The following is a 20,646-nucleotide window of genomic DNA, read 5'->3' as shown; positions in this document are numbered from 1 at the left end:
CACCAGCTTTCTTTCGGGCTGCGAGCCCTTGTAACACAAACGGGCTACCGCTTCGAGCGAGCGAAAGGGATCAGTTTCCGAACGCTGAAGGCAATATACAAGTAACCAAAGAAAGCAGCTTTGGGCCCAGGCAGACTCGTCGTCATCGTTCAGAGTGGCTCAGCCCCTAAAGAGTGCCCTCGTAGGTCCAATCGGGCTTGGCTCGCGCACGGTCTGCCAAGCTAGAAGTTTAAAGGCGCTGGTTCAGCCCCAAAGCGTTCCGGCACAGCGCTACGCGCTGCCGCAGGGCATGCAAGGGAAACCACCCTTTAGCGAATGCGGTGAGATGGAGGCTTTAGTAAAGAAGCACACGCAAACCCGCTTTCCCCTTCGGCCGCGCAGCGGGCCGGAGCTAGCGGGTGCTGTACCAGCCAGTTAAACGGTGCGATGACACTGCCGCCCCGCACAGGGGCAACGCTAATAGACCACTAAGAACTCAGGATTCCACGAAAGCCCAGGGCAATCATCAACGAACGAAACCCCAAGGGCAATCATCAACGAACCGAAACCCTCTCCAGCAACCGATCAAGCTCCTCAAAATCCACCGGTTTCACGAGATGCGCATCGAACCCCGCCTGCGCGGAGCGCTCCTTGTCGCTACTCTGCCCAAACCCCGTCATGGCGACCACCGTCGCCCGCCCGATGAGTCTTCGCGAGCGCAGCGCGCGCAGCACCGCATAACCATCGATATCCGGCAACGCCAGATCGAGCAAAATCAGCTCCGGCGGAAAATGCCGGATGACATCGAGCCCCTCCTTGCCGTGATACGCGATGCGCACGTCATGTCCCTTCATCTGCAGGAGCATCGCAAGGCTATCCGCCGAATCGCGGTTGTCGTCGATCACGACGATGCGCAAGCCGCTCCCGATGCTATTCGCCGTATCCTGCGCGAGCACCCGATGCGGCCGCGGCGCATCGTCGACCGAAGCGTAGGGCAGGCGCACCGTGAACGTGCTGCCCTGATTCGGGCCGCCGCTCGCCGCCGAAATCGATCCGCCATGCAACTCGACGATCGACCGGCACAGCGTGAGCCCGATCCCAAGCCCAGCCTCGCCCGGGTTGAGATAGTGGTCTTCCTGCACGAACAGATCGAAGATGGACATGAGCCCCTTCTGCGAAATGCCGCGCCCCTTATCGATCACCTTGAGCCGCAATGCACTCGCCTCGCGCTCGACTTCCACCGTGATCGCACTGTCGCGCGGCGAGAACTTCGATGCATTGTTCAGGAGGTTCTGCACCACCTGCACGAGCCTCGTGCTGTCGCCCATCACGTGAACCGGCTCCGCCGGCAGCTTCGTCACGATGGTCTGCCCGCGCTCGTCGGTAAACGGACGCACGAGCTCGATGCTACGGGCGACGATATCGCCCACGTCCGCACGCGCCATGCGCAGATCGATCTTGCCCGTCGTGATGCGGCCCATGTCGAGCAGATCGTCCACGAGACGGCCGAGGTGCGCCGTCTGCCTGTCGATGATGTCGCGGCACGCGGCGACGCGCTGCGAGATGTCCGGCTCGATCTGCATCACGCCGATCGCGTTGCGCACCGGCGCAAGCGGATTGCGCAGCTCGTGCGCGAGCGTCGCGAGAAACTCGCTGATGCGCCGCGACGAAACCTCGAGCTGCTCGAGCCGCTTGCGCTCGCTCATGTCGCGCGTGACCTTGGCGAAGCCGCGCAGCACACGATGTTCGTCGTACACCGCCGTAATCACGACGTTCGCCCAGAAGAGCGAGCCGTCCTTGCGCACGCGCCAGCCCTCGTTCTCCACGCGGCCCGTACGGATGGCCGTCTGCAACTCGATCTCCGGAAGGTTCGCGGCGAGGTCCTCCGGGCAATAGAATGTCGAGAAGTGCTTGCCGAGAATCTCCGACGGCTGATAGCCCTTGATGCGCATCGCGCCCGTGTTCCAGCTCGCGACATGGCCGCTCGGGTCGAGCATGAAGATCGCGTAATCGCTGACGCTTTCCACGAGCAGACGAAAGCGCTCCTCCGAAAGACGCAGCTTCTCTTCCTCGGCGCGCATCGCGGTGAGATCGCGCGTGCACTTCGCGTAGCCGATGATCTCGCCCTTCGTATTGCGCGCCGCCGTGATGACGACATTCGCCCAGAATAAGGTGCCGTCCTTGCGCACGCGCCAGCCCTCGTCCTCGAAGCGGCCGGTCGCGTAGGCCTGTTTCAGCTCGTACTCGGGCCAGCCGCGCGCGACCGATTCCGCCGGGTAGAAGCGCGACAGATGCTGGCCGATGATCTCGTGCGCTTCATAGCCCTTGATCTTGCGCGCGCCCTTGTTCCAGCTGATGATGCGGCCGTTCAGGTCGAGCATGAAGATGGCGCAATCCTCGACCGCGTCGACGAGCGCATGATATTGCGCGTCGGTCATCGCGTGCTGGTCGAGCGACGGAGGCGTGGCGTCGAGCGTGGGGGCTCCTGCTCTCGATCTGGTCATGGTTCTGATAATCAGCGCAGCGGGTGAGCGTGGATCGAAATTCGGTGCAACCTGAGCATGAAAGCGGACGTTTCCTGAAAAAAGCCGTCGATTTCACAGTTTACTCGCTGTCCCTGCCCGACGGCCACGCCTTTGTAACATGCAGCGGCGTGCGGTATGCCATCGCGGCGGAGCGCCGCGCCCGGCCATCGGATTTCCCGGCTGACGCGATCACGATGACGCCATGAATCCGGGCAGCGGGGAACGACCCGCCGTCAGGCGCGCGCGTTTTGCGCAAGCGTCGCGTGCGGCGATCCGCGTGAAAGTCACGGCTACCGCTTCATACAGGCACAGCGAACCCATCCGTTCCTATCCTTGCTTCTGAGGGGATTTCAACGCTGATCCATGCACGTAGACTGCGTGCACATTTCAAACGGTCGGGTGCTGGGGCAGGCAGTGCAATGAGGCCTATGAAGTGGATACGTGAAACCATCAGGAGCCCTATCATGATCGGCAATCTCAAAGGCATCATCTTCGTCGCGGCGCTCGCGGGCGCTTCCTATGCACTTGCAAGCGGCTACGGCCCCGCGCCGTATTATTCGCCGATGGACGGCGCGCCCGTTTCTCAGCAAGGCATGAACATGCAGACCATCGCGCAGCAAGGCGCTCAGGCAACCGGCGACGCGAGCGTCGACAAGTCCAAGCAGGACAGCCCGCTCATTCAGGCTCAGGATTGAGTGTGCCGGCATCGCCCGACGCCCTGCCGATCATCCCGGCAGGGCGTCGGGCACCGTACGGGATGCAGCGTGTGTTCAGCGTTCGCCTTCGAGAAGCGTGCGCAACATGCGCTCGGGGTTCGCAAGAAATGCGCGCGTCACCTTGAAGTGCTCCGTATCTTCATACGCGACACGCACGATGCCGTCCCCGGTGAACGCGTAGATCCACGCATCGGGGTAGGCCATGAGGATCGGCGAATGCGTGGCGATGATGAACTGCGAGTCGTCGTCGACGAGATCGTGGATGCGCGCGAGCGCGGCGAGCTGTCGCTGCGGGGAAAGCGCCGCTTCCGGCTCGTCGAGCAAATACAGTCCTTGTCCGCCGAAACGCTCCATCAGGAGCGTGAGAAACGATTCGCCGTGCGACTGCTCGTGCAGCGACTTGCCGCCATATGACGAGATGATCGGCGGGCCGAAGCCGGGTTCGTCGTCGAGCTGCTCGATTTCCGTCGCCACGTTGAAGAAACTTTCCGCGCGCAGGAAGAAGCCGTCGCGCGGCCTTCTTACGCCCTTCGCGATGCGCAGGTATTCGTGCAGCGGCGAATGCGACGCGCGCGTGCCGAAGCGGAAGTTCTTCGTGCCGCCTTCGGGATTGAAGCCCATCGAGACCGCGATTGCTTCGAGCAGCGTCGACTTGCCCGCACCGTTCTCCCCGACGAGGAACGTGACCTTCGGATGCGGCTCGAGCGTGTCGAGCGAGCGCACGGCGGGCAGGGAGAACGGATAGGCGTCGAAGGACGGCGCCTTGTCGCGCAGCAGCGTGATGCGGCTGATGTACTGGTTCGAGAGCATCGAGGGCGTCAGTGGAACGCCTGGTTCGCCGCGGATTCCGCGGCTTTCCGCGCATCGCCCGCGGCGACCTTCTCGACGGTCTCCTTCGCGCGCCCGATTTCGATCGCGGGCATGAACATCATCGAGATCACCGCGCCGAGCGCGATCACGAACATCGCCGTGAAAGTGAGATGCAGCGAGTGATGCAGCACGAGGCGGATCTCGTCATTGGCCGCGAAGTTTCCGGGCACGGCCGAGAGCAATTGTCTGAGCTGATCGGCATGCACCGGCGGCAGGCCGCTCGTGTGCGTGAGCCCGTAGTTCTGCACCGCGCCGAACACGGCCGCGCCGAGCGTATTGCCGAGATTGCGCGAGAACAGGTTCGACGCGGTGGCGCTGCCGCGCTCGAGCGGCTGCACGATCTCCTGAATCAGGATGAGGCACGACACGCTCGTGATGCCCATGCCGAAGCCCAGCACCGCCGAGCCGACGCCCGCCCATACCGGGCTCGATTGCGGGTTGAGCACCACGAACGGCAGCGCGCCCAGCGGAATGAACACCGGGCCGATCATCAGCAGACGCCGCAGGCCGATGCGGGCGAACGAGCGCGAGGTGAAGGTCGCGCCGCTCGGCCAGCCGATCATCATCATCGTGAGCGCGAGGCCCGCCTCCACCGGTGTGCGATGCATCACGCCCTGCACGTACATCGGCAGGAAGGTGGTGAGGCCCATCATCGCCATGCCGGCGAGCAGGGTCGCGACGTTGCTCGCCGCGATCGGGCGATGCGACCACAGGCGGAACGAAATCATCGGATCGGCGGCGCGGCGCTCCTGCAGCGCGAAGAGCACGCAGCTCAGCACCAGCACCGCGATCTCGATACCGACCCGCGCATTGCCGGCGTGCCCCGCATCGGTGAGCGCCATCATCAGCGCCGCGACGGCGGTGGTGAAGAGCAACGCGCCCGCGAGATCGATGGCGGGGCGGTCGTGGCGCTTTTCCTCGTGCAGGAACAGCGTGAAGAGGAGCGCCGCCAGAATGCCGATCGGCACGTTGATCCAGAAGATCCACCCCCACGAGAGCTCGCGGATCAAAAGGCCGCCGACCATCGGTCCGAGCACGGCGGACACCGCCCATACGCTCGCCAGATAACCCTGCACCTTGCCGCGTTCGCGCGCCGGATAGAGATCTCCGACGACCGTCAGCGCGACCGGCAGGATCGCGCCCGCGCCGACGCCCTGGACAAGCCGGAAGACGATCATCGCGGGCATCGACCAGGCGAAGCCTGCGAGCACCGAGCCGATCAGAAAGATCGCGATGCCCGCGAGCATGGCGGGCTTGCGTCCGTAGAGATCCGCGAGCTTGCCGAATACGACGGTGAGCGCCGTCTGCGTGAGCAGGAACGACGAGAAGACCCAGCTGTAGAGATTGAGGCCGCCGAGCTGCGTGGCGATTTGCGGCATCGCGGTCGAGACGATGGTGGCCTCGATCGCGACCATGGCCATCGAGGCCATCACCGCGGCAATGACGAGGGGACGGGCTGTTTTTCTGGTCTGTGACATGCGGTTCTTGAAAGGTGCATCGCCGCCGCGCAAGCCGTGACGACGCGCGCGAGCGGGCAATGCACGATACAGTGAAGTTGCGGCGGCGACGCCCAGGCTTGCGGATTCCTTGCAGCCCGAGCAATGTCGCCGATGAAGAAGCGCCGCATGCAATGTTATCCCGATGCCGGAAACGCTGCTGACCGCGCCCTCATTCAACGCCAATTCTTCGGCGCTACGCTCGGTCATGTGGACGGACGGCGCCCTTCCCCGAGCGCTTTCCAGGTCCGTTCCACGACCTCGTAACTCCTCAGCACCTTGGCGTCGGTCCCGGCCGGACCGACGCGCTTTTTTTCGCATGAGCGCAACGGCGCATCTGTCACGTACATGTCGTCTTTCAGACCGAAATCTCCGGGAATGTCGCCTAGAATCGAACGGGCAAACGATGCGTCCCCCGACTCGCCTCGTCCCTTTCCGAAGCGGCAGACTCGAATGATCAAATCACTGAGAAATCAACTGGTCGTGGCGCTGGGATTACTCGTGAGCGTGATCGGCGTGGTGCAGGGCGTGAGTTCGTATCAGCTGAGCAGGACCGGCACGAGCGCGCTGCTCGACCTGCGGCTGGAGCAGGTGGCGGCGCGCATGCGCGATGGCTACGCCGAGGGCATTCCGGAAAATCCGGCGCGCGGCTCGCAGGACGACCGCGATGTGGTCGTGGTCGTATGGAAACCGGACGGCCAGTACCCGTTCCGCACGACCGACCCGTCGCTGCATTTTCCGCGCGACGCGAAGCCCGGCTTCTCGGGCGTCGACGTCAACGACGAGCACTGGCGCATCTTCACCCGCCAGGAGCCGACGATGACGATCCAGGTCGCGCAGCGCTCCTCCGTGCGCCGCCAGCTCACGACGGAAGCCGCGACGCTCACGCTCTGGCCGATCGCCGTGCTGCTGCCGCTCGTGTGGATCGCGGTCGTGCTCGTCGTGCGGCGCTCGCTGCGGCAGCTGACGCAGCTCGGCGCGGAAGTGCAGGCCATCGACATGGGCAATCTGCAGCCGCTGCCGACGGTGGGCGTCCCCACGGAGATCGCGCCGTTCATCCATTCGATCAACATGATGATCGGGCGCCTCGCGACGTCCATCGAGAAGGAGCGCAAGTTCATCGCCGACGCCGCGCACGAGTTGCGCACGCCGCTCACCGCGCTTCAGCTTCAGGCGGACAATCTCGCGCCGCATATCGTTCGGGGCAATCAGGAGCGCTTTCAGGAGCTGCGCCGTGGCATCGCACGCAGCGGAAGTCTCATCGCTCAGCTTTTGCGGCTCGCCCGCGCCGATGCGCCGGTGAACGGCGCGCCGCTTTCCCGCGTGGACCTCTCCGAGATCGTGACCGGCGCGGTCGCGGACGTGCTGCCGCTCGCGATCGCGCGCGGTCTCGACATCGGCGCCGAGGAAATGGTGAGCGCGCACGTGCGCGCGATCGAGACGGACATCGGCATGGCGGTGAAGAACCTCGTATCGAACGCGGTGCGCTATACGCCCGATGGCGGCACCATCGACCTGCGCATGCGGCGCGACGGCGACATGGTCCGGGTCGAAGTGATCGACACCGGGCCGGGCATCGACGAGGCGTTGCTGCCGCGCGTGTTCGACCGCTTCTTTCGCGCGAATCCGGACGTGGAGGGTAGCGGCCTCGGCCTCTCCATCGTCAAGGCAATCGCCGCGCGCTATGGCGGCGACGTGACGCTGCGCAACCGCGACGACGGGCGCTCGGGCATCGTCGCTTCGATCGGCTTTCCGGTCGAGGAAGTGAACGAAAGCGCGGCGGCGCCCGCGTCCGCATGAAACCCACGGGGATTTGCGGGCGCTTTTGGGCCGATTACAATGCATTCACTGCGTGGCGCGAATCGATCGATATCGGTCAGTAAAAAATCCATAAAAGACCGACCGTGCGTTTTTGTTTCGCTTTGCGCCGCAATGCCGGCGCAAAGCGCGCGCCATTCTCGTCCGCACGGCGGCGCGATGCCGTGCGGACCGCTGTGTTTCGCTGGTGCGGGGTGGAACGTGCGAATTCTCCTCATCGAAGACGACGTGCAGATCGGCACGAGCCTCATGCGTGCGCTCAAGGATGCCGACTACGCGGTCGACTGGGTGCGTGACGGCAACGCCGGCCGCGAGGCGCTCGCCGCCGCCGACTACACCGTGGTGCTGCTCGATCTCGGCCTGCCCGGCATGAGCGGCATCGAGCTGCTGCGCCAGGCGCGCACGGCGGGCAACGCGACACCGGTGCTGATCCTCACCGCGCGCGACGATCTCGACACGCGCGTGCAAGGCCTCGATCTCGGCGCCGACGACTATCTGCTCAAGCCCTTCGACATGCCCGAGCTGCTCGCGCGCATCCGCGCGGTGCTGCGCAGGAAGGCGGGCTACGCGGTCTCGCGTCTCGGCGACGATTCCATCAACCTCAACCTCGACCAGCGCACGCTGACGTGCGGCGAGACCTCGGGCGTGCTGTCCGCGCGCGAATTCGCGCTGATGCACGCGCTGCTCGAACGTCCCGGCACGATCTTCTCGCGCGATCAGCTGGAAGACCGCCTGTACGGCTGGGGCAAGGAAGTGGAGAGCAACGCGGTGGACGTGCTCATCCATTCGGTGCGCAAGAAGTTCGGCGCGGGCGTCATTCGCAACGTGCGCGGCCTCGGCTGGACCGTGATGCTGGGGCAGGCCGGCCGCGAGGAGACGCAGTAGCGCGCGCTGCATGAGCGATGCGTTCCGGAGCCGGATTCAGCCCGCGTCGTGCTGCCGGCCGACCGAGCCGCAGAAATGCATGCTGTACGCGTGATCCTCTTCGTCGATCTGACGCATGCGGCGTTCGAGATCGGCGAGATCGCCCGACGATGCGAGGTAATCGTCGCGGGCGACGTCGTGGTCGGAGAAAAGGCTGCCGAGGGATTTCGAAAGACGTTCAAACATGATGTGCTCCCGTCATTAAAAAATGGCCGATGTGTTGGGCCGACGCAAAGCAGGTTATGCCGCGCGAATTAGCTTCGAATGAGCGGCTTGAACTGGCGGCACGCGCGATGCGCTGTCTTCGGCATGACGAACCGTTCGCCAGCGCACCGTGAAGCCGGGCGCGCGGCGGTGAAGGCAGTGCCGCGCCGCACCATCCGTGCTATCGTGTTTCATACGGATTTCATACGGAATGCCGTGCGTTTTCCGCATTCGTCGATCGTTTCTCGTGAAGACCGCCATGAACGATGTGTCTCGTACCCTCAGTGCTCGCGACCGCGTCGAGTTGCTCTGCTGGCTGACGTGCGGCAGTCTCGGTGCGTACTATCTGAACGGCGACTGGCCGGCGGCCGGCTTTCACGTGCAGGCCGCACACAAGTGGCTCGACCGGCATCAGCGGGTCGCGGACTGGCTCACGGTAGCGAAGCTCGCGGCCATCGCGCGCGAGATCGCGACGCAACATTGCGCGCTGCTCGAAGCGGACTGGGCGCGCGATGCCGTCGAGGAGATTCTCGACAGCGAAGACCTCAACTATCAATCGGACGTGGTGCGGCAGGTGTTCGACGATTGCCGCCGCGCGCTCGCGGAAAAGCGCACGCCGGAGTGAATCGGCAAAGGGCGCGCATGCTGACTCTAGCGCGAATTACTGTATGAATGTACAGTAAGCCATTTTCTCGTCCCGGCGGCTTGCGCAATGCCCGCCGTCCATCGCGCCCAGGCATGTTTCGCGTGTTCGTCTCCGTCGATTGCGGTTCGATTGCGGCTGTTCTCGCAGCCCGCGCACGCGTTCCCGGCGAACCTGCGTGATCGCGGCGATGGACGCTCCTGCTCAACCCAAGCCGCGCCGCATCGCGCATCTCGACATGGATGCGTTTTTCGCATCGGTCGAGCTGCTGCGCTATCCCGAGCTGCGCGGCATGCCGGTGGTGGTCGGCGGCGGCCGCAGCGCCACGCCCGAAACGCTTCCCGACGGCACGCGCCGTTTCAGGCGGCTGCGCGAATATGCGGGCCGCGGCGTCGTGACGACGTCCACCTATGAAGCGCGCAAGTTCGGCGTGTTCTCCGCGATGGGCATGATGAAGGCCGCGCAGCTCGCGCCCGACGCCATCCTGCTGCCGACCGACTTCGATTCCTATCGCCATTACTCGCGCCTCTTCAAGGCGGCGATCGCCATTTTCACGTCGCAGATCGAGAATCGCGGCATCGACGAGATCTATATCGACGTGAGCGATCTGCCCGGCGAGCCCGCCGACATCGGCAGGCGCATGAAGGACGCCGTGCGCGAGGCGACCGGGTTGACGTGCTCCATCTGCATTGCGCCGAACAAGCTGCTCGCCAAGATCGGCTCCGAGCTCGACAAGCCCGACGGCCTCACCATTCTCACGATGGACGATCTCGAGACGCGCATCTGGCCGCTCGAAGCGCGCAAGGTGAACGGCATCGGCCCGAAGGCGAACGAGAAGCTGGCGACGCTCGGCATCGTCACGATCGGCGACATCGCCGCCGCCGATCCCGGCCTTCTGCAGACGCATTTCGGCCACACCTACGCGGCTTGGCTCGCGCGCATCGCGCTGGGGCAGGACGAGCGGCCGGTCGTCGTGAGCTCGGAGCCCAAGTCGATGAGCCGCGAGACCACCTTCGAGCGCGACTTCCATCCGAAGCACGATCGCGCGACGCTCTCGGCGGAGTTCACGGGCCTTTGCACGCGCGTCGCCGAAGACCTGCAGCGCAAGGGCTATGTCGGGCGTACGGTGGGCATCAAGCTGCGCTTCGACGACTTCCGCACCGTCACGCGCGATCTGACGGTGACGGTCGCCACGGCCGACCCCGTCGAGATTCGCCGCGCGGCGACCGAATGCCTGAAGCGCATCGTGCTCGATCGCCGGATCAGGCTGCTCGGGGTGCGCGTCAGCACGCTTTCCGGGCGCGACGAGCGTGGCTTCGTCGAGCCCGTCCAGGTCGAATTGCCGTTCGGCGCGGCGGACGACTGAGCCCGGCGTTTCTCCCTATGGAGCATCGCCGCCAGGCATTCATTCGTCTGATCACGCACGCAGCGCATTCGGGCTTGGTTCAGCGCCACACATACTCAATTCAGTCTCACCGATAGGTTTTGACCGTCTCAATCGACGGTCACGCTTGAGGACGCATCGTATCGGCCCGCACTCGCGGGTCATCTTGCATGCACCCGGGGAGAACAAGAATGAACATGCGGGCATGGGTCTGGAGGGGCTGGCGCATCACGGCGGGCGTGAGATTCAACGACGACTCGCTCACCGCCGTATCGCAGACCGATAACGGCACCTATGTTTTCGCGGGAAAGCGCTTCGCGGTGCCGCCCGGCGCGTACGCCACGGCAAAGGCGGCGTATCCGCTTGCCATGCCGTACTTCGGCGTGGGCTTCGGCCACAAGCCGGTGGGCAAGGGCTTCGGGTTCGTCGCGGATATCGGCGTCGCGTATGGGGGTGCCGAAAACGAGCTACACCCTGTCGCCGATCCTCGCCCAGTTCGCGGGCTCGAACAGCGCCTTGCTGGCGAGCACCGGTGCGCAGGAGCTGAGCGACAAGGCGTGGCGCTATCGCTGGTATCCGGTGGTGCAGATCGGCGTGTCGTACCGCTTCTGAAGCATGGGGATCGTGGGGCGCGGGCCTTATTGCTCTGGCAGATAACCAAATCGCAGATCCTTCGTTGCCCGCCGAATCGTCACGCGTTAGATTGACCGCTTCCCGAAGTGATCGATTCGACCGTGACGATTCAGACTGCCTTCAATCCCGCTCTCGCTTCACCCGAAACACGCGAAGAAGCCCCCGATCAACCCATCGAGATTCATCCCTTCGACGCGCCGCTCGGCGCCGAAGTGATCGGGCTCGATCTGTCGAAGCCGCTCTCGCAGGCCGATTTCGCGCGCATTCATCGCGCGCATCTGGATCATCACGTTCTCGTGTTTCGCGATCAGCGCATCACGCCGGATGAGCAGGTCGCGTTCAGCAAGCGCTTCGGCCCGCTGCAGATTCACGTGCTGCATCAGTTCGGGCTCGCGGGACATCCGGAAGTGCTGATCGTGTCCAACATCGTCGAGCACGGCAAGCCGATCGGCCTCGGAGACGCCGGCCACTTCTGGCACTCCGACCTCTCGTACAAGGAAAGGCCGAGCCTCGGCTCGCTGCTGCACGCGCAGGAATTGCCGGCGACCGGCGGCGACACGCTCTTCGCGAATCAGCATCTCGCGTGGGACACCCTGCCCGCGCACCTGAGGAATGCGGTCGAAGGCCGCGTCGCCGAACATACCTACCTCGCCAAATACGCCGAGCTGCAAAGACGCAGCCCGTGGCGGCCCAATCTGTCGGCGGAGCAGGTCGCGCAGGTCAAGCCGGTGACGCATCCGGTCGTGCGCACGCATCCGGAGACGAAGCGTCGTGCGCTGTTCGTCAGCGAGCATTTCACCACGCGCGTGATCGGCTTGCCGGAAGACGAAAGCCGCGCATTGCTCGCGGAACTGTTCGCGCACAGCACGCGGCCGGAGTTCGTCTATCGGCATCAATGGCGCGAGCGCGACATGGTGTTCTGGGACAACCGCTCGGTCATGCATCTCGCGGCGGGCACGCCCGACGATCAGCGCCGCAAGCTGTATCGCACGACCATCGAAGGCGACGCGCCTTTCTAAATACAAACAACATCCTTTGATTCACGGGGTTTCAGCAATGCATTCTCGAAAGGGGAAGGGCGCCGCACGCGCGCTTGTCGCCGCGCTCGCGGTCACGCTCGGCATCACGTCGGCGAGCGCGCAGGCCGAAGGCACGTTGCGCATCGCCGAGCAATTCGGCGTCGTGTATCTGTTGCTCAATGTCGCGCGCGATCAGAAGTTCATCGAGCAGGAAGGCAAGAAGGAAGGCCTCGATATCAAGGTCGACTGGGCCAAGCTCTCGGGCGGCGCGAGCGTCAACGATGCGCTCCTGTCGGGCTCGGTCGATATCGCGGCGGCGGGCGTCGGTCCGTTGCTGACGATCTGGGACCGCACGCACGGACGACAGAACGTGAAGGGCGTGGCATCGCTCGGCAATTTCCCGTACTACCTCGTCTCGAACGATCCGCGTGTGAAGACCATCGCCGATTTCACCGACAAGGACCGCATCGCGGTGCCGGCGGTCGGTGTCTCGGTGCAGTCGCGGATCCTGCAATACGCCGCCGCGAAGACCTGGGGCGACAAGCAATACGACCGCCTGGACAAGCTCACCCAGGCCGTGCCGCATCCCGACGCGACGGCGGCGATCATCGCGGGCGGCACGGAGATCAACGCGCATTTCGGCAATCCGCCGTTCCAGCAACAGGAGCTGGCGGGCAATCCCAAGGCGCATGTCGTGCTCAATTCGTACGACGTGCTCGGCGGCCCCAGCTCCGCGACGGTGCTCTACGCGACCGAAAAATTCCGCAACGAGAATCCGAAGACGTATCGCGCTTTCGTCGCCGGTCTCGCCGATGCCGCGCGCTTCGTCACGCAGCATCCCGAGCAGGCCGCCGATATCTATCTGCGCGTGAACAATGCGAAGATCGACCGCGAACTGCTCATCAAGGTCATCGAGGACCCGTCGGTGCAGTTCAAGGTCGCGCCGCAGAACACGTTCGCGCTCGCGCAGTTCATGCACCGCGTCGGCGTCATCAAGAACGAGCCGAACTCGTGGCAGGACTACTTCTTCAGCGATCCGGCGACCAGGGACGGCAGCTGAGCCGAAGAACGCGCTTATCGGCGAACGCGGATTGGATATGCGCAATGATTGGTTCGCTTGGGCGGCGCGCACCGGTATCTTGTGCGTTTGCACTTCAGCTCACCGACATGGCCGCCAATCCTCAAGCGCTTTATTTGCCGGAAGCCGACCGCGACGCGTCCACGAGCGGCAAGCTTCTCAGCGCGAAGAACGTCACGCTCGAATACCGCACGCCTGAGCGGCTCGTCCGCGCGACGCACGATGTCAGCTTCGATGTCTATGGCGCCGACCGTTTCGTGCTGCTCGGGCCTTCCGGCTGTGGCAAGTCGACCTTGCTCAAGGCAGCCGCGGGTTTCATCCAGCCCGTTTCGGGCAGCATCGAGATCGGCGGGGAGCGCGTGCGCGGGCCGGGTGCGGACCGCATCGTCGTGTTCCAGGAATTCGATCAGTTGCCGCCGTGGAAGACCGTCGTGCAGAACGTGGCCTTTCCGCTGCGCGCCGCGCGCAAGCTCGGACGCACCGAAGCGCGCGAGCGCGCGCTGCATTATCTGGACAAGGTGGGTCTCGCGAAATTCGCCGATGCCTATCCGCATACGCTCTCGGGCGGCATGAAGCAGCGCGTCGCCATCGCGCGCGCACTCGCGATGCAGCCGCGCGTCCTGCTGATGGACGAGCCGTTCGCCGCGCTCGATGCGCTCACGCGACGCCGCATGCAGGAAGAACTCCTGCGGCTGTGGAGCGACGAGCGCTTCACGTTGTTGTTCGTCACGCATTCGATCGAGGAGGCGCTGATCGTCGGCAACCGCATTCTGCTTCTGACGCCGCATCCGGGGCGCGTGCGCGCGGAGCTGAACAGTCATCAATACACGCAGGAAAGCATGGGACGCGGAGAGTTTCAGCAGAGCGTGGCGCGCATTCATCGTCTGTTGTTCGAAGAGGAGGCTGCACTTTGAGCACGCCGCATCTGATCGTGCCGCCGGTGCGGCCCGAATACGAAGTCACGCCCGCCGCGGCGCCTGCTAGCCTCGAACACGGGGCGCCGCTGCCGCTCTCGAAGCGTCTCGCCGACCGCTCGTGGCTGCGCAAGACCATCATCGCCCTCGTATTGATCGCGCTGTGGGAAATCGCCGCGCGCGTCGTCGACAACGATCTGCTGCTGCCGACGTTCAGCGCGACCTTCATTGCGTTCGCGCAGGGCATCGCGTCGGGCGAGCTCATCGAGAAGATCGGCATTTCGATGTCGGTATTGCTGCGCGGCTATGCGCTCGGCGCGGCGCTCGCGTTCGCGCTGACATCGCTCGCGGTGTCGACGCGCATCGGCCGCGACATCCTCTCGATGCTCACCGCGATGTTCAATCCGCTGCCGTCCATCGCGCTGTTGCCGCTCGCGCTGCTGTGGTTCGGCCTCGGCACCGGCAGCCTGCTCTTCGTGCTCGTGCATTCCGTGCTGTGGCCGCTCGCGCTCAATACGTATGCGGGTTTTCAGGCGGTGCCCGCGACCTTGCGCATGACGGGCCGCAACTACGGCCTGAACGGCCTGCGTCATGTGATGCTGATTCTCGTGCCCGCCGCGCTGCCGTCGATCCTCGCGGGCCTGCGCGTCGGCTGGGCGTTCGCGTGGCGCACGCTGATCGCGGCGGAACTCGTGTTCGGCGCGAGCTCGGGCAAGGGTGGTCTCGGCTGGTACATCTTCCAGAACCGCAACGAGCTTTATACGGACCGCGTGTTTGCCGGTCTTGCCGCGGTCATCGTGATCGGGCTCGCGGTCGAGCATCTCGTCTTCGACACCGTCGAGCGCGTGACGGTGCGGCGCTGGGGCGTGCAGCAATGAGCAAGCGTTATTTCGCCGCGTCGTTCTCGGCGCGGATGAAATCGATGAATGCGCGCAACGGCCCCGGCATGTGCGCGCGGCTCGGATAGTAGAGCCGCGGGCCGGTGAAGCTCTGCCACCAGGGCTTGAGCACCGGTACGAGCGCGCCGCTGTCGATGGCGCCGCGCACGAACTCGTCGAACGTATAGACGAGGCCGAGACCGGCGATGGCCGCGCTCCGGCTGATCTCGATCGACGACGTCACGAGCGGTCCCTGCGGCGCGATGCGTATCACCTCCTTGCCGCGCATGAATTCCCACGCGGCCAACACTCCGCTGTCGAAACGATGCCCGATGCACGCGTGATCCACCAGATCGCGCGGATGCTTCGGCTCGCCGTGCGCGGCGAGATAGGCGGGCGCCGCAACCGCAACGAAGCGCTGCGTGCGCGGCCCGATCGGCACCGCGATCATGTCGCGCTCGATGCGCTCGTCGTAGCGGATGCCCGCATCGAATCCGGCTGCGAGCACGTCGATGAAAGTATCGGTCGCGCTGATCTCCAGCGTGATGCCCGGATGCGCGGCCAGAAAGCGCGCGACGATCGGCGGCAGGATTTCGCGCGAGACGATCCGCGGCACGTTCAGACGCAGCGTGCCGGTCGGGCTGTCGCGAAAGCCGTTCACGGCATCGAGCGCGCCCGCGATTTCGGCGAACGCGGGCGCCAGGCGCTCGATCAGCCGCTCGCCCGCTTCGGTCGGCGTGACGCTGCGCGTCGTGCGATTCAGGAGCCGCACGCCGAGACGTGCCTCCAGCCTGCGAATCGCCTCGCTCAACGACGACGCCGACACGCCGCGCAACAGCGCCGCCTGCCTGAAGCCGCGTGAGCGCGCGACGGCCAGAAACGCGTTGAGATCCGACAGATCCGGTTCGCTCATTGTTCGCCTCGGCGCACAGCCCATTCGAATTGAGGTGGATTATCGCACGCGAGGTTTGCTCCCATAATCCTCTCCAACGCCGGCAATCGCGGGCGCAAGTCCTCGAGGAGAGAACCATCATGGAGCAACGCAGACTCGGCAAGACCGGACCGCAATCGTCCGCCATCGGACTCGGATGCATGGGCATGTCGGGCATGTACGGTCCGTCCGATCGCGCCGAAAGCATCGCCACGATTCACGCCGCGCTCGAAGCGGGCATCACGCTGCTCGATACCGGCGACTTCTACGGCATGGGCCACAACGAAATGCTGATCGGCGAGGCGTTGAAGAGCGCGCCGCCGTCGCGCCGCGATTCGGCGATCCTCAGCGTGAAGTTCGGCGGCATGCGCGACCCGATGGGCAACTTCGTCGCCTTCGACGGACGTCCCATTGCGGTGAAGAACTTCCTCGCCTACACGCTGCAGCGCCTGGGCGTCGAGCATATCGACATCTATCGGCCCGCGCGGCTCGATGCGAACGTGCCGATCGAGGACACCGTCGGCGCCATTGCCGAGATGATCAAGGCGGGCTACGTGCGTCACGTCGGGCTGTCGGAAGTCGGCGCGGCGACGATCCGCAAGGCCGCGGCCGTGCACCCCGTGTGCGATCTGCAGATCGAGTATTCGCTGATCTCGCGCGGCATCGAGGATTCGATTCTGCCGGCCTGCCGCGAACTCGGTATCGGCATCACGGCTTACGGCGTGCTGTCGCGCGGACTGATCAGCGGACACTGGAGCAAGGAGGCTGCGCAGTCGAACGACTGGCGCTCGCATAGCCCACGCTTTCAGCAAGGCAACGTCGAACGCAATCTCGCGCTCGTCGACGCGTTGCGCACGATCGCCGATGCGAAGCGCGTGAGCGTCGCGCAGATTGCGATTGCATGGGTGCTGGCGCAGGGTGACGACATCGTGCCGGTCGTCGGCGCGCGTCGCCGCGATCGCCTGACGGAATCGCTCGGCGCGTTCGACGTGAAGCTCACGAAGGACGATCTCGCGGCGATCGAAGCGGCGGTGCCGAAGGGCGCGGCGGCGGGCGACCGTTACGAGGCCGTGCAGATGGCCCACCTCGACAGCGAGCGGAAATAAACGCTCATGGCGCGCGCACGGCGTCCTTGCCCTGCGCGTGGCCCTTGCGCAGAAACACCCATGCGTTGAACGCGGCGCCCGCGAACATCAGCACGCTGGTCATCGCGAACACGGAGTGCATGCCCGAATGCGCCGCGATGAAGCCGCCGGCGAGCGGCCCCGTCACCTGGCCGATGTATTGCGCCGAAGTCGCGTAGCCGAGGATGTAGCCGGCCGCGCTGTCCGGCACGTTGTGGCGCACGACGCTCGTGATCGCGGGCAGGAGGCCGCCCAATGCGAGGCCCATCAGAAAGCGCAGCACGACGAGCTGCGTGCCGTTGGTGACGAACATCTGCGGAATCAGCAGCACGCCGCAGACCGCCAGGCACGCGATGATCACCTTCGGCGCGCCGATGCGATCCGCGAGACGTCCGACGCGCGGCGCGGCGAGCACGCTGCCGAGCGCGGCGGCGGACATCACGAAGCCCGCGACCAGCGTGACCTGCTTCGGATCCTTCACGAGCTGCGACACATACACGGTGATGATCGGCTCGATCGACATGTTGGCGAACATGAGCAGCATCGCGCTCGCGAGCATGGCGATGACGGGCGCGAGCAGCGGCACGTCGCGCCAGCCGCCGCGCGGCTTGCCCTTCGCACGGTCCGGCGCGCGGCGTTCTTCCTTGACGAGGAGCGTCGTCATGATGAACGAACAGAAGATGACGCCGCCCGCGATGAAGAACGTCGCGCGTATGCCGATCAAGCCGGGCAGCAGCCCGCCGATGAGCGGCCCGACGAGATTGCCCGCCATCATGCCCGCCGCGTGCGTGCCAAGCGCCCATGCGGTGCGATGCCTGGGCGTCTGCGTCGCGATCATCACGATGGCGCCGCTTGCGTAGCCGCCGACGAGTCCCGCGAGAAAGCGCATCGCCACCAGTTGCCAGACCGATTGCACGACGCCGAGCAAGGACATCGTGATTGCCATGCCGAGGCTCGCGCGTATCAGGATCGGCTTTCTGCCGTAGCGGTCGGCGAGTCGTCCCCAGAGCGGCGCGACGAGTCCCGCGGCGAGAAACGTCGCGCCGAACGCGATGCCGGACCACTGCACGGCCGCCTCCACCGACGACGCGCCGAGTTGCTGCACGTAGAGCGGCAGGAAGGGCAGGAGCAGCGTCATCGCCATGATGGTCGTGAACGAGCCGAATACGCAGACGTAGAGATTGCGTTGCCAGTGAGCGGAGCCTTCGGAATGGGGCGGGGCGGACATGGGTGAGTGCGAGAGGTCGGTTTCGCGTGACTGTCGCAGATTTTCGGCCGGCTTGCTCGGGCTCGACGCGGCACGCAAACTGCGACGCGTGTACGATCGATCCTGGCCCACCGACGGAGAGACGCCGAGTGAAAATCGCGACCTTCAACATCAACGGCATACGTCCGCGTCTCGACGCCTTGTTGAAATGGCTTGAACGCGAGTCGCCCGATATCGTCTGCCTGCAGGAACTGAAAGCGACCGATGCGCAATTTCCCGCCGACGCGATCGCGAACGCGGGCTACGGCGCGCTATGGCATGGACAGGCATCGTGGAACGGCGTGGCGATTCTCGCGAAGGATGCCGAGCCGGTGCTGAGCCGCCGGGGGCTTCCCGGCTTCGAGGACGACACGCACAGCCGCTATATCGAGGCGGCCGTGGGCGGCTTGCTGATCGGCTGTCTCTATCTTCCGAACGGCAATCCGCAGCCCGGTCCGAAGTTCGATTACAAGCTCGCGTGGTTCGAGCGTTTCAATGCGCACGCGAAGACTTTGCTCGACGCCGGTCATCCGGTGGTGCTCGCGGGCGATTACAACGTCGTGCCGACTGACGAGGACATCTACAACACGCGCTCATGGCTCAAGGACGCGCTCTTGCAGCCCGAGAGCCGCGCGGCGTATGCGGACCTGCTTGCTCAGGGCTGGACGGATGCGTTGCGCAAGAAGTTTCCAACTGAGCGCATCTATACGTTCTGGGATTACTTTCGTCAGCATTGGCAGACCAATTCGGGCTTGCGCATCGATCATATTCTGCTCAGCAAGGATCTCGCGAAGAAGCTGGAGGATGCGGGTGTCGACAAATGGGTGCGTGGCGAGCCGCACGCGAGCGATCATGCGCCGACGTGGGTGACGCTGAAGCTCGGGCGCAGCAGGAAGAAGGCGGCGGATGCGTAGGCGTTCAGGCTCGTATCGTGTCGCGGGCTGCCTGTAGCGAGGCGAGGAATTGCATGACGTGCTCGCGGCCGCCCGTCGTCCAGACGTCGAGGTGGTCGGCGTCTTCGATGAGCGCGAGGCGCTTGTTGCCGCGAGCGGCATCGAAAAGGCGCTGGAAGTGCGCGGGCGGGATCACGCCGTCGGCGGTGCCGCCGTAGATCAGGAGCGGCGCGGTTACCGATCCGATCTTCGCGAGGTTCTCGTAGCGGTCGCGCGCGAGCGTGCGGACGGGGAAGAGCGGGAAGCGTTTTGCTGCTACATCGACGATGCTCGTGAACGGGGCTTCGAGGATGAGCGCTTCGATTCTTGCTTCGCTTGCGAGTTGCACGGCGACGCCGGAGCCTAGCGAATAGCCATGAAGCACGATTGCGTTTGAACGTGTGGATGCGTAGGCGTAGGCGGCGCGTGCATCGGCATAGAGACCCGCTTCGTGGGGCTTGCCGGGGTTGCGGCCGTAGCCGCGGTATTCGGCGAGCAGCACGCCGTAGCCTGCCTCGATCATCTCCAGGGCGATGTGGCCGCGTTGGGTGAGGTCTTCGCCGTTGCCGTGGAAGAGGATTATGGTCGGGGTGGTTTTTTTGGGCGCTGCCCTGTAGCGGACTGTCAGCTCGAGGCCATCTTCGGTTTTTATCCTGACGGCGTTTGTGTGTTCTTCCAAGTCGGCGTTTTTTAGCGCCTGAATTTGTTCTAGTGGATAGACGAGGCGCCCTTGTAGCCAATACAGCCCTGCTAGGGCTATCGCATAGATCAATGCTATCGCCAGTACGAGGAGCCAGAGTGCTTCGTGCATTTGCTTGCAAGGCTGGTGTTTTTTGAGTGGCTGGTTTACATGGTAGTGGGTTTGGGTGCGGTGGGTTGTTCGCTCGCTTGCTTGTTCTTTCGTGTCGTGGAATCCTGAATTCTTAGTGGTCTATTCGCACTGCCCCTGTGCGGGGCGGCAGTCACTTTCTTTGCTGCTGCAAAGAAAGTAACCAAAGAAAGCAGCTTTGGGCCCGGAGTGCTGGAGGCAGACTCGTCGTCATGGTTCGGAGTGGCCCCGCCCCTAAGTGTCGCCCTCAAAGGACTCACGCCGCTTGGCTCGCGCACGGTCTGCTCCATCGCACCACAAGACGGACTGGTTCAGCACCAAAGAGCGCCGGCCCGCTGCGCGGCCGAAGCGTCCATCGGGTTTGCGCACGCTTCCGTGCTAACGCCTCCATCTCACCGCATCCGCTAAAGGTTGGTTTCCCTTGCCTACCCTGCGGCAGCGCGTAGCGCTGTGCCGGAACGCTTTGGGGCTGAACCAGCGCCCTTAAACTTCTAGCTCGGCAG

General features: G+C 64.6%; 20 protein-coding genes. 13 read left to right on the top strand and 7 right to left on the bottom strand.

Going from position 1 to position 20,646, the window contains the following annotated elements; all coding sequences use genetic code 11:
• Positions 1–533: 533 nt before the first annotated feature.
• Positions 534–2,483, bottom strand: coding sequence for a PAS domain-containing hybrid sensor histidine kinase/response regulator (locus tag AWB83_RS34565; protein WP_167389193.1), 1,950 nt, complete (start codon positions 2,481–2,483; stop codon positions 534–536).
• A 29-nt stretch (positions 2,484–2,512) separates the two neighbouring features.
• Here AWB83_RS34565 and AWB83_RS36340 point away from each other — a divergent pair, with 29 nt between their 5' ends.
• Positions 2,513–2,710: a hypothetical protein gene (locus AWB83_RS36340; RefSeq protein WP_143750154.1), complete on the top strand. Its 198-nt coding sequence runs from the start codon at positions 2,513–2,515 to the stop codon at positions 2,708–2,710.
• Between the two features lie 258 nt (positions 2,711–2,968).
• Positions 2,969–3,199, top strand: coding sequence for a hypothetical protein (locus tag AWB83_RS34560; protein WP_087050089.1), 231 nt, complete (start codon positions 2,969–2,971; stop codon positions 3,197–3,199).
• Between the two features lie 75 nt (positions 3,200–3,274).
• Here the strand turns inward: AWB83_RS34560 and AWB83_RS34555 are convergent, their stop codons facing one another.
• Positions 3,275–4,030, bottom strand: a complete 756-nt coding sequence (locus AWB83_RS34555; RefSeq protein WP_087050088.1) for an AAA family ATPase — start codon at positions 4,028–4,030, stop codon at positions 3,275–3,277.
• 8 nt (positions 4,031–4,038) lie between these two features.
• Positions 4,039–5,568 (bottom strand): MDR family MFS transporter, encoded by a 1,530-nt coding sequence (locus tag AWB83_RS34550; protein WP_087050095.1) that lies wholly within the window; start codon positions 5,566–5,568, stop codon positions 4,039–4,041.
• A 471-nt stretch (positions 5,569–6,039) separates the two neighbouring features.
• Between AWB83_RS34550 and AWB83_RS34545 the strand changes: the two genes are divergently transcribed.
• Together AWB83_RS34545 and AWB83_RS34540 are read left to right on the top strand one after the other, a co-directional pair.
• Positions 6,040–7,386: a sensor histidine kinase gene (locus AWB83_RS34545; RefSeq protein WP_087050087.1), complete on the top strand. Its 1,347-nt coding sequence runs from the start codon at positions 6,040–6,042 to the stop codon at positions 7,384–7,386.
• Positions 7,387–7,605: 219 nt separating this feature from the next.
• A complete protein-coding gene (locus AWB83_RS34540; protein WP_087050094.1) occupies positions 7,606–8,289 on the top strand; it encodes a response regulator transcription factor in 684 nt (227 codons plus the stop codon).
• A gap of 36 nt (positions 8,290–8,325) precedes the next feature.
• On the opposite strand, the gene AWB83_RS34535 is transcribed toward AWB83_RS34540, so the two are convergent.
• Positions 8,326–8,514 (bottom strand): DUF3563 family protein, encoded by a 189-nt coding sequence (locus AWB83_RS34535; protein ID WP_087050086.1) that lies wholly within the window; start codon positions 8,512–8,514, stop codon positions 8,326–8,328.
• Between the two features lie 277 nt (positions 8,515–8,791).
• Here AWB83_RS34535 and AWB83_RS34530 point away from each other — a divergent pair, with 277 nt between their 5' ends.
• The 7 genes from AWB83_RS34530 (at position 8,792) to AWB83_RS34505 (ending at position 15,081) form a co-directional block, all read left to right on the top strand.
• Positions 8,792–9,157 (top strand): hypothetical protein, encoded by a 366-nt coding sequence (locus tag AWB83_RS34530; protein ID WP_087050093.1) that lies wholly within the window; start codon positions 8,792–8,794, stop codon positions 9,155–9,157.
• 208 nt (positions 9,158–9,365) lie between these two features.
• Positions 9,366–10,541, top strand: a complete 1,176-nt coding sequence (gene dinB / locus AWB83_RS34525; RefSeq protein ID WP_087050085.1) for a DNA polymerase IV — start codon at positions 9,366–9,368, stop codon at positions 10,539–10,541.
• A gap of 465 nt (positions 10,542–11,006) precedes the next feature.
• A complete protein-coding gene (locus AWB83_RS36600) occupies positions 11,007–11,171 on the top strand; it encodes a hypothetical protein (RefSeq protein WP_159463101.1) in 165 nt (54 codons plus the stop codon).
• A 128-nt stretch (positions 11,172–11,299) separates the two neighbouring features.
• Positions 11,300–12,211 carry a TauD/TfdA dioxygenase family protein gene (locus AWB83_RS34520; protein ID WP_208636840.1) on the top strand — a complete coding sequence of 304 codons (912 nt, stop codon included), beginning with the start codon at positions 11,300–11,302 and terminating at the stop codon, positions 12,209–12,211.
• A gap of 37 nt (positions 12,212–12,248) precedes the next feature.
• Positions 12,249–13,271: an ABC transporter substrate-binding protein gene (locus tag AWB83_RS34515; RefSeq protein WP_087050084.1), complete on the top strand. Its 1,023-nt coding sequence runs from the start codon at positions 12,249–12,251 to the stop codon at positions 13,269–13,271.
• Positions 13,272–13,378: 107 nt separating this feature from the next.
• Entirely contained in the window at positions 13,379–14,203 is an 825-nt protein-coding gene (locus AWB83_RS34510) for an ABC transporter ATP-binding protein (RefSeq protein WP_087050083.1), read from the top strand.
• On the top strand, positions 14,200–15,081 hold the full coding sequence (locus AWB83_RS34505; protein WP_087050082.1) for an ABC transporter permease: 882 nt from the start codon (positions 14,200–14,202) through the stop codon (positions 15,079–15,081). Before AWB83_RS34510 ends, AWB83_RS34505 begins: the two co-directional genes overlap by 4 nt.
• Positions 15,082–15,088: 7 nt before the next feature.
• Here AWB83_RS34505 and AWB83_RS34500 read toward each other — a convergent pair whose 3' ends face one another.
• A complete protein-coding gene (locus AWB83_RS34500) occupies positions 15,089–15,994 on the bottom strand; it encodes a LysR family transcriptional regulator (protein WP_087050081.1) in 906 nt (301 codons plus the stop codon).
• Positions 15,995–16,113: 119 nt separating this feature from the next.
• Here AWB83_RS34500 and AWB83_RS34495 point away from each other — a divergent pair, with 119 nt between their 5' ends.
• Complete coding sequence (locus AWB83_RS34495) at positions 16,114–17,118, top strand: aldo/keto reductase (RefSeq protein WP_087050080.1); 1,005 nt, start codon at positions 16,114–16,116, stop codon at positions 17,116–17,118.
• 4 nt (positions 17,119–17,122) lie between these two features.
• On the opposite strand, the gene AWB83_RS34490 is transcribed toward AWB83_RS34495, so the two are convergent.
• Complete coding sequence (locus tag AWB83_RS34490) at positions 17,123–18,364, bottom strand: MFS transporter (protein ID WP_087050091.1); 1,242 nt, start codon at positions 18,362–18,364, stop codon at positions 17,123–17,125.
• A 128-nt stretch (positions 18,365–18,492) separates the two neighbouring features.
• Here AWB83_RS34490 and AWB83_RS34485 point away from each other — a divergent pair, with 128 nt between their 5' ends.
• The gene (locus tag AWB83_RS34485) at positions 18,493–19,296 is read left to right on the top strand and encodes an exodeoxyribonuclease III (RefSeq protein WP_087050079.1); all 804 of its coding nucleotides are present in this window, start codon (positions 18,493–18,495) and stop codon (positions 19,294–19,296) included.
• Positions 19,297–19,300: 4 nt separating this feature from the next.
• On the opposite strand, the gene AWB83_RS34480 is transcribed toward AWB83_RS34485, so the two are convergent.
• Positions 19,301–20,125 carry an alpha/beta hydrolase gene (locus AWB83_RS34480; protein ID WP_087050078.1) on the bottom strand — a complete coding sequence of 275 codons (825 nt, stop codon included), beginning with the start codon at positions 20,123–20,125 and terminating at the stop codon, positions 19,301–19,303.
• Between the last annotated feature and the right edge of the window lie 521 nt (positions 20,126–20,646).

Source organism: Caballeronia ptereochthonis (assembly GCF_001545075.1).
Classification (GTDB): Bacteria; Pseudomonadota; Gammaproteobacteria; order Burkholderiales; family Burkholderiaceae; genus Caballeronia; species Caballeronia ptereochthonis.
The sequence above is the reverse complement of the archived record's forward strand: the minus strand, read 5'-3'. Positions and strand labels throughout refer to the sequence as shown.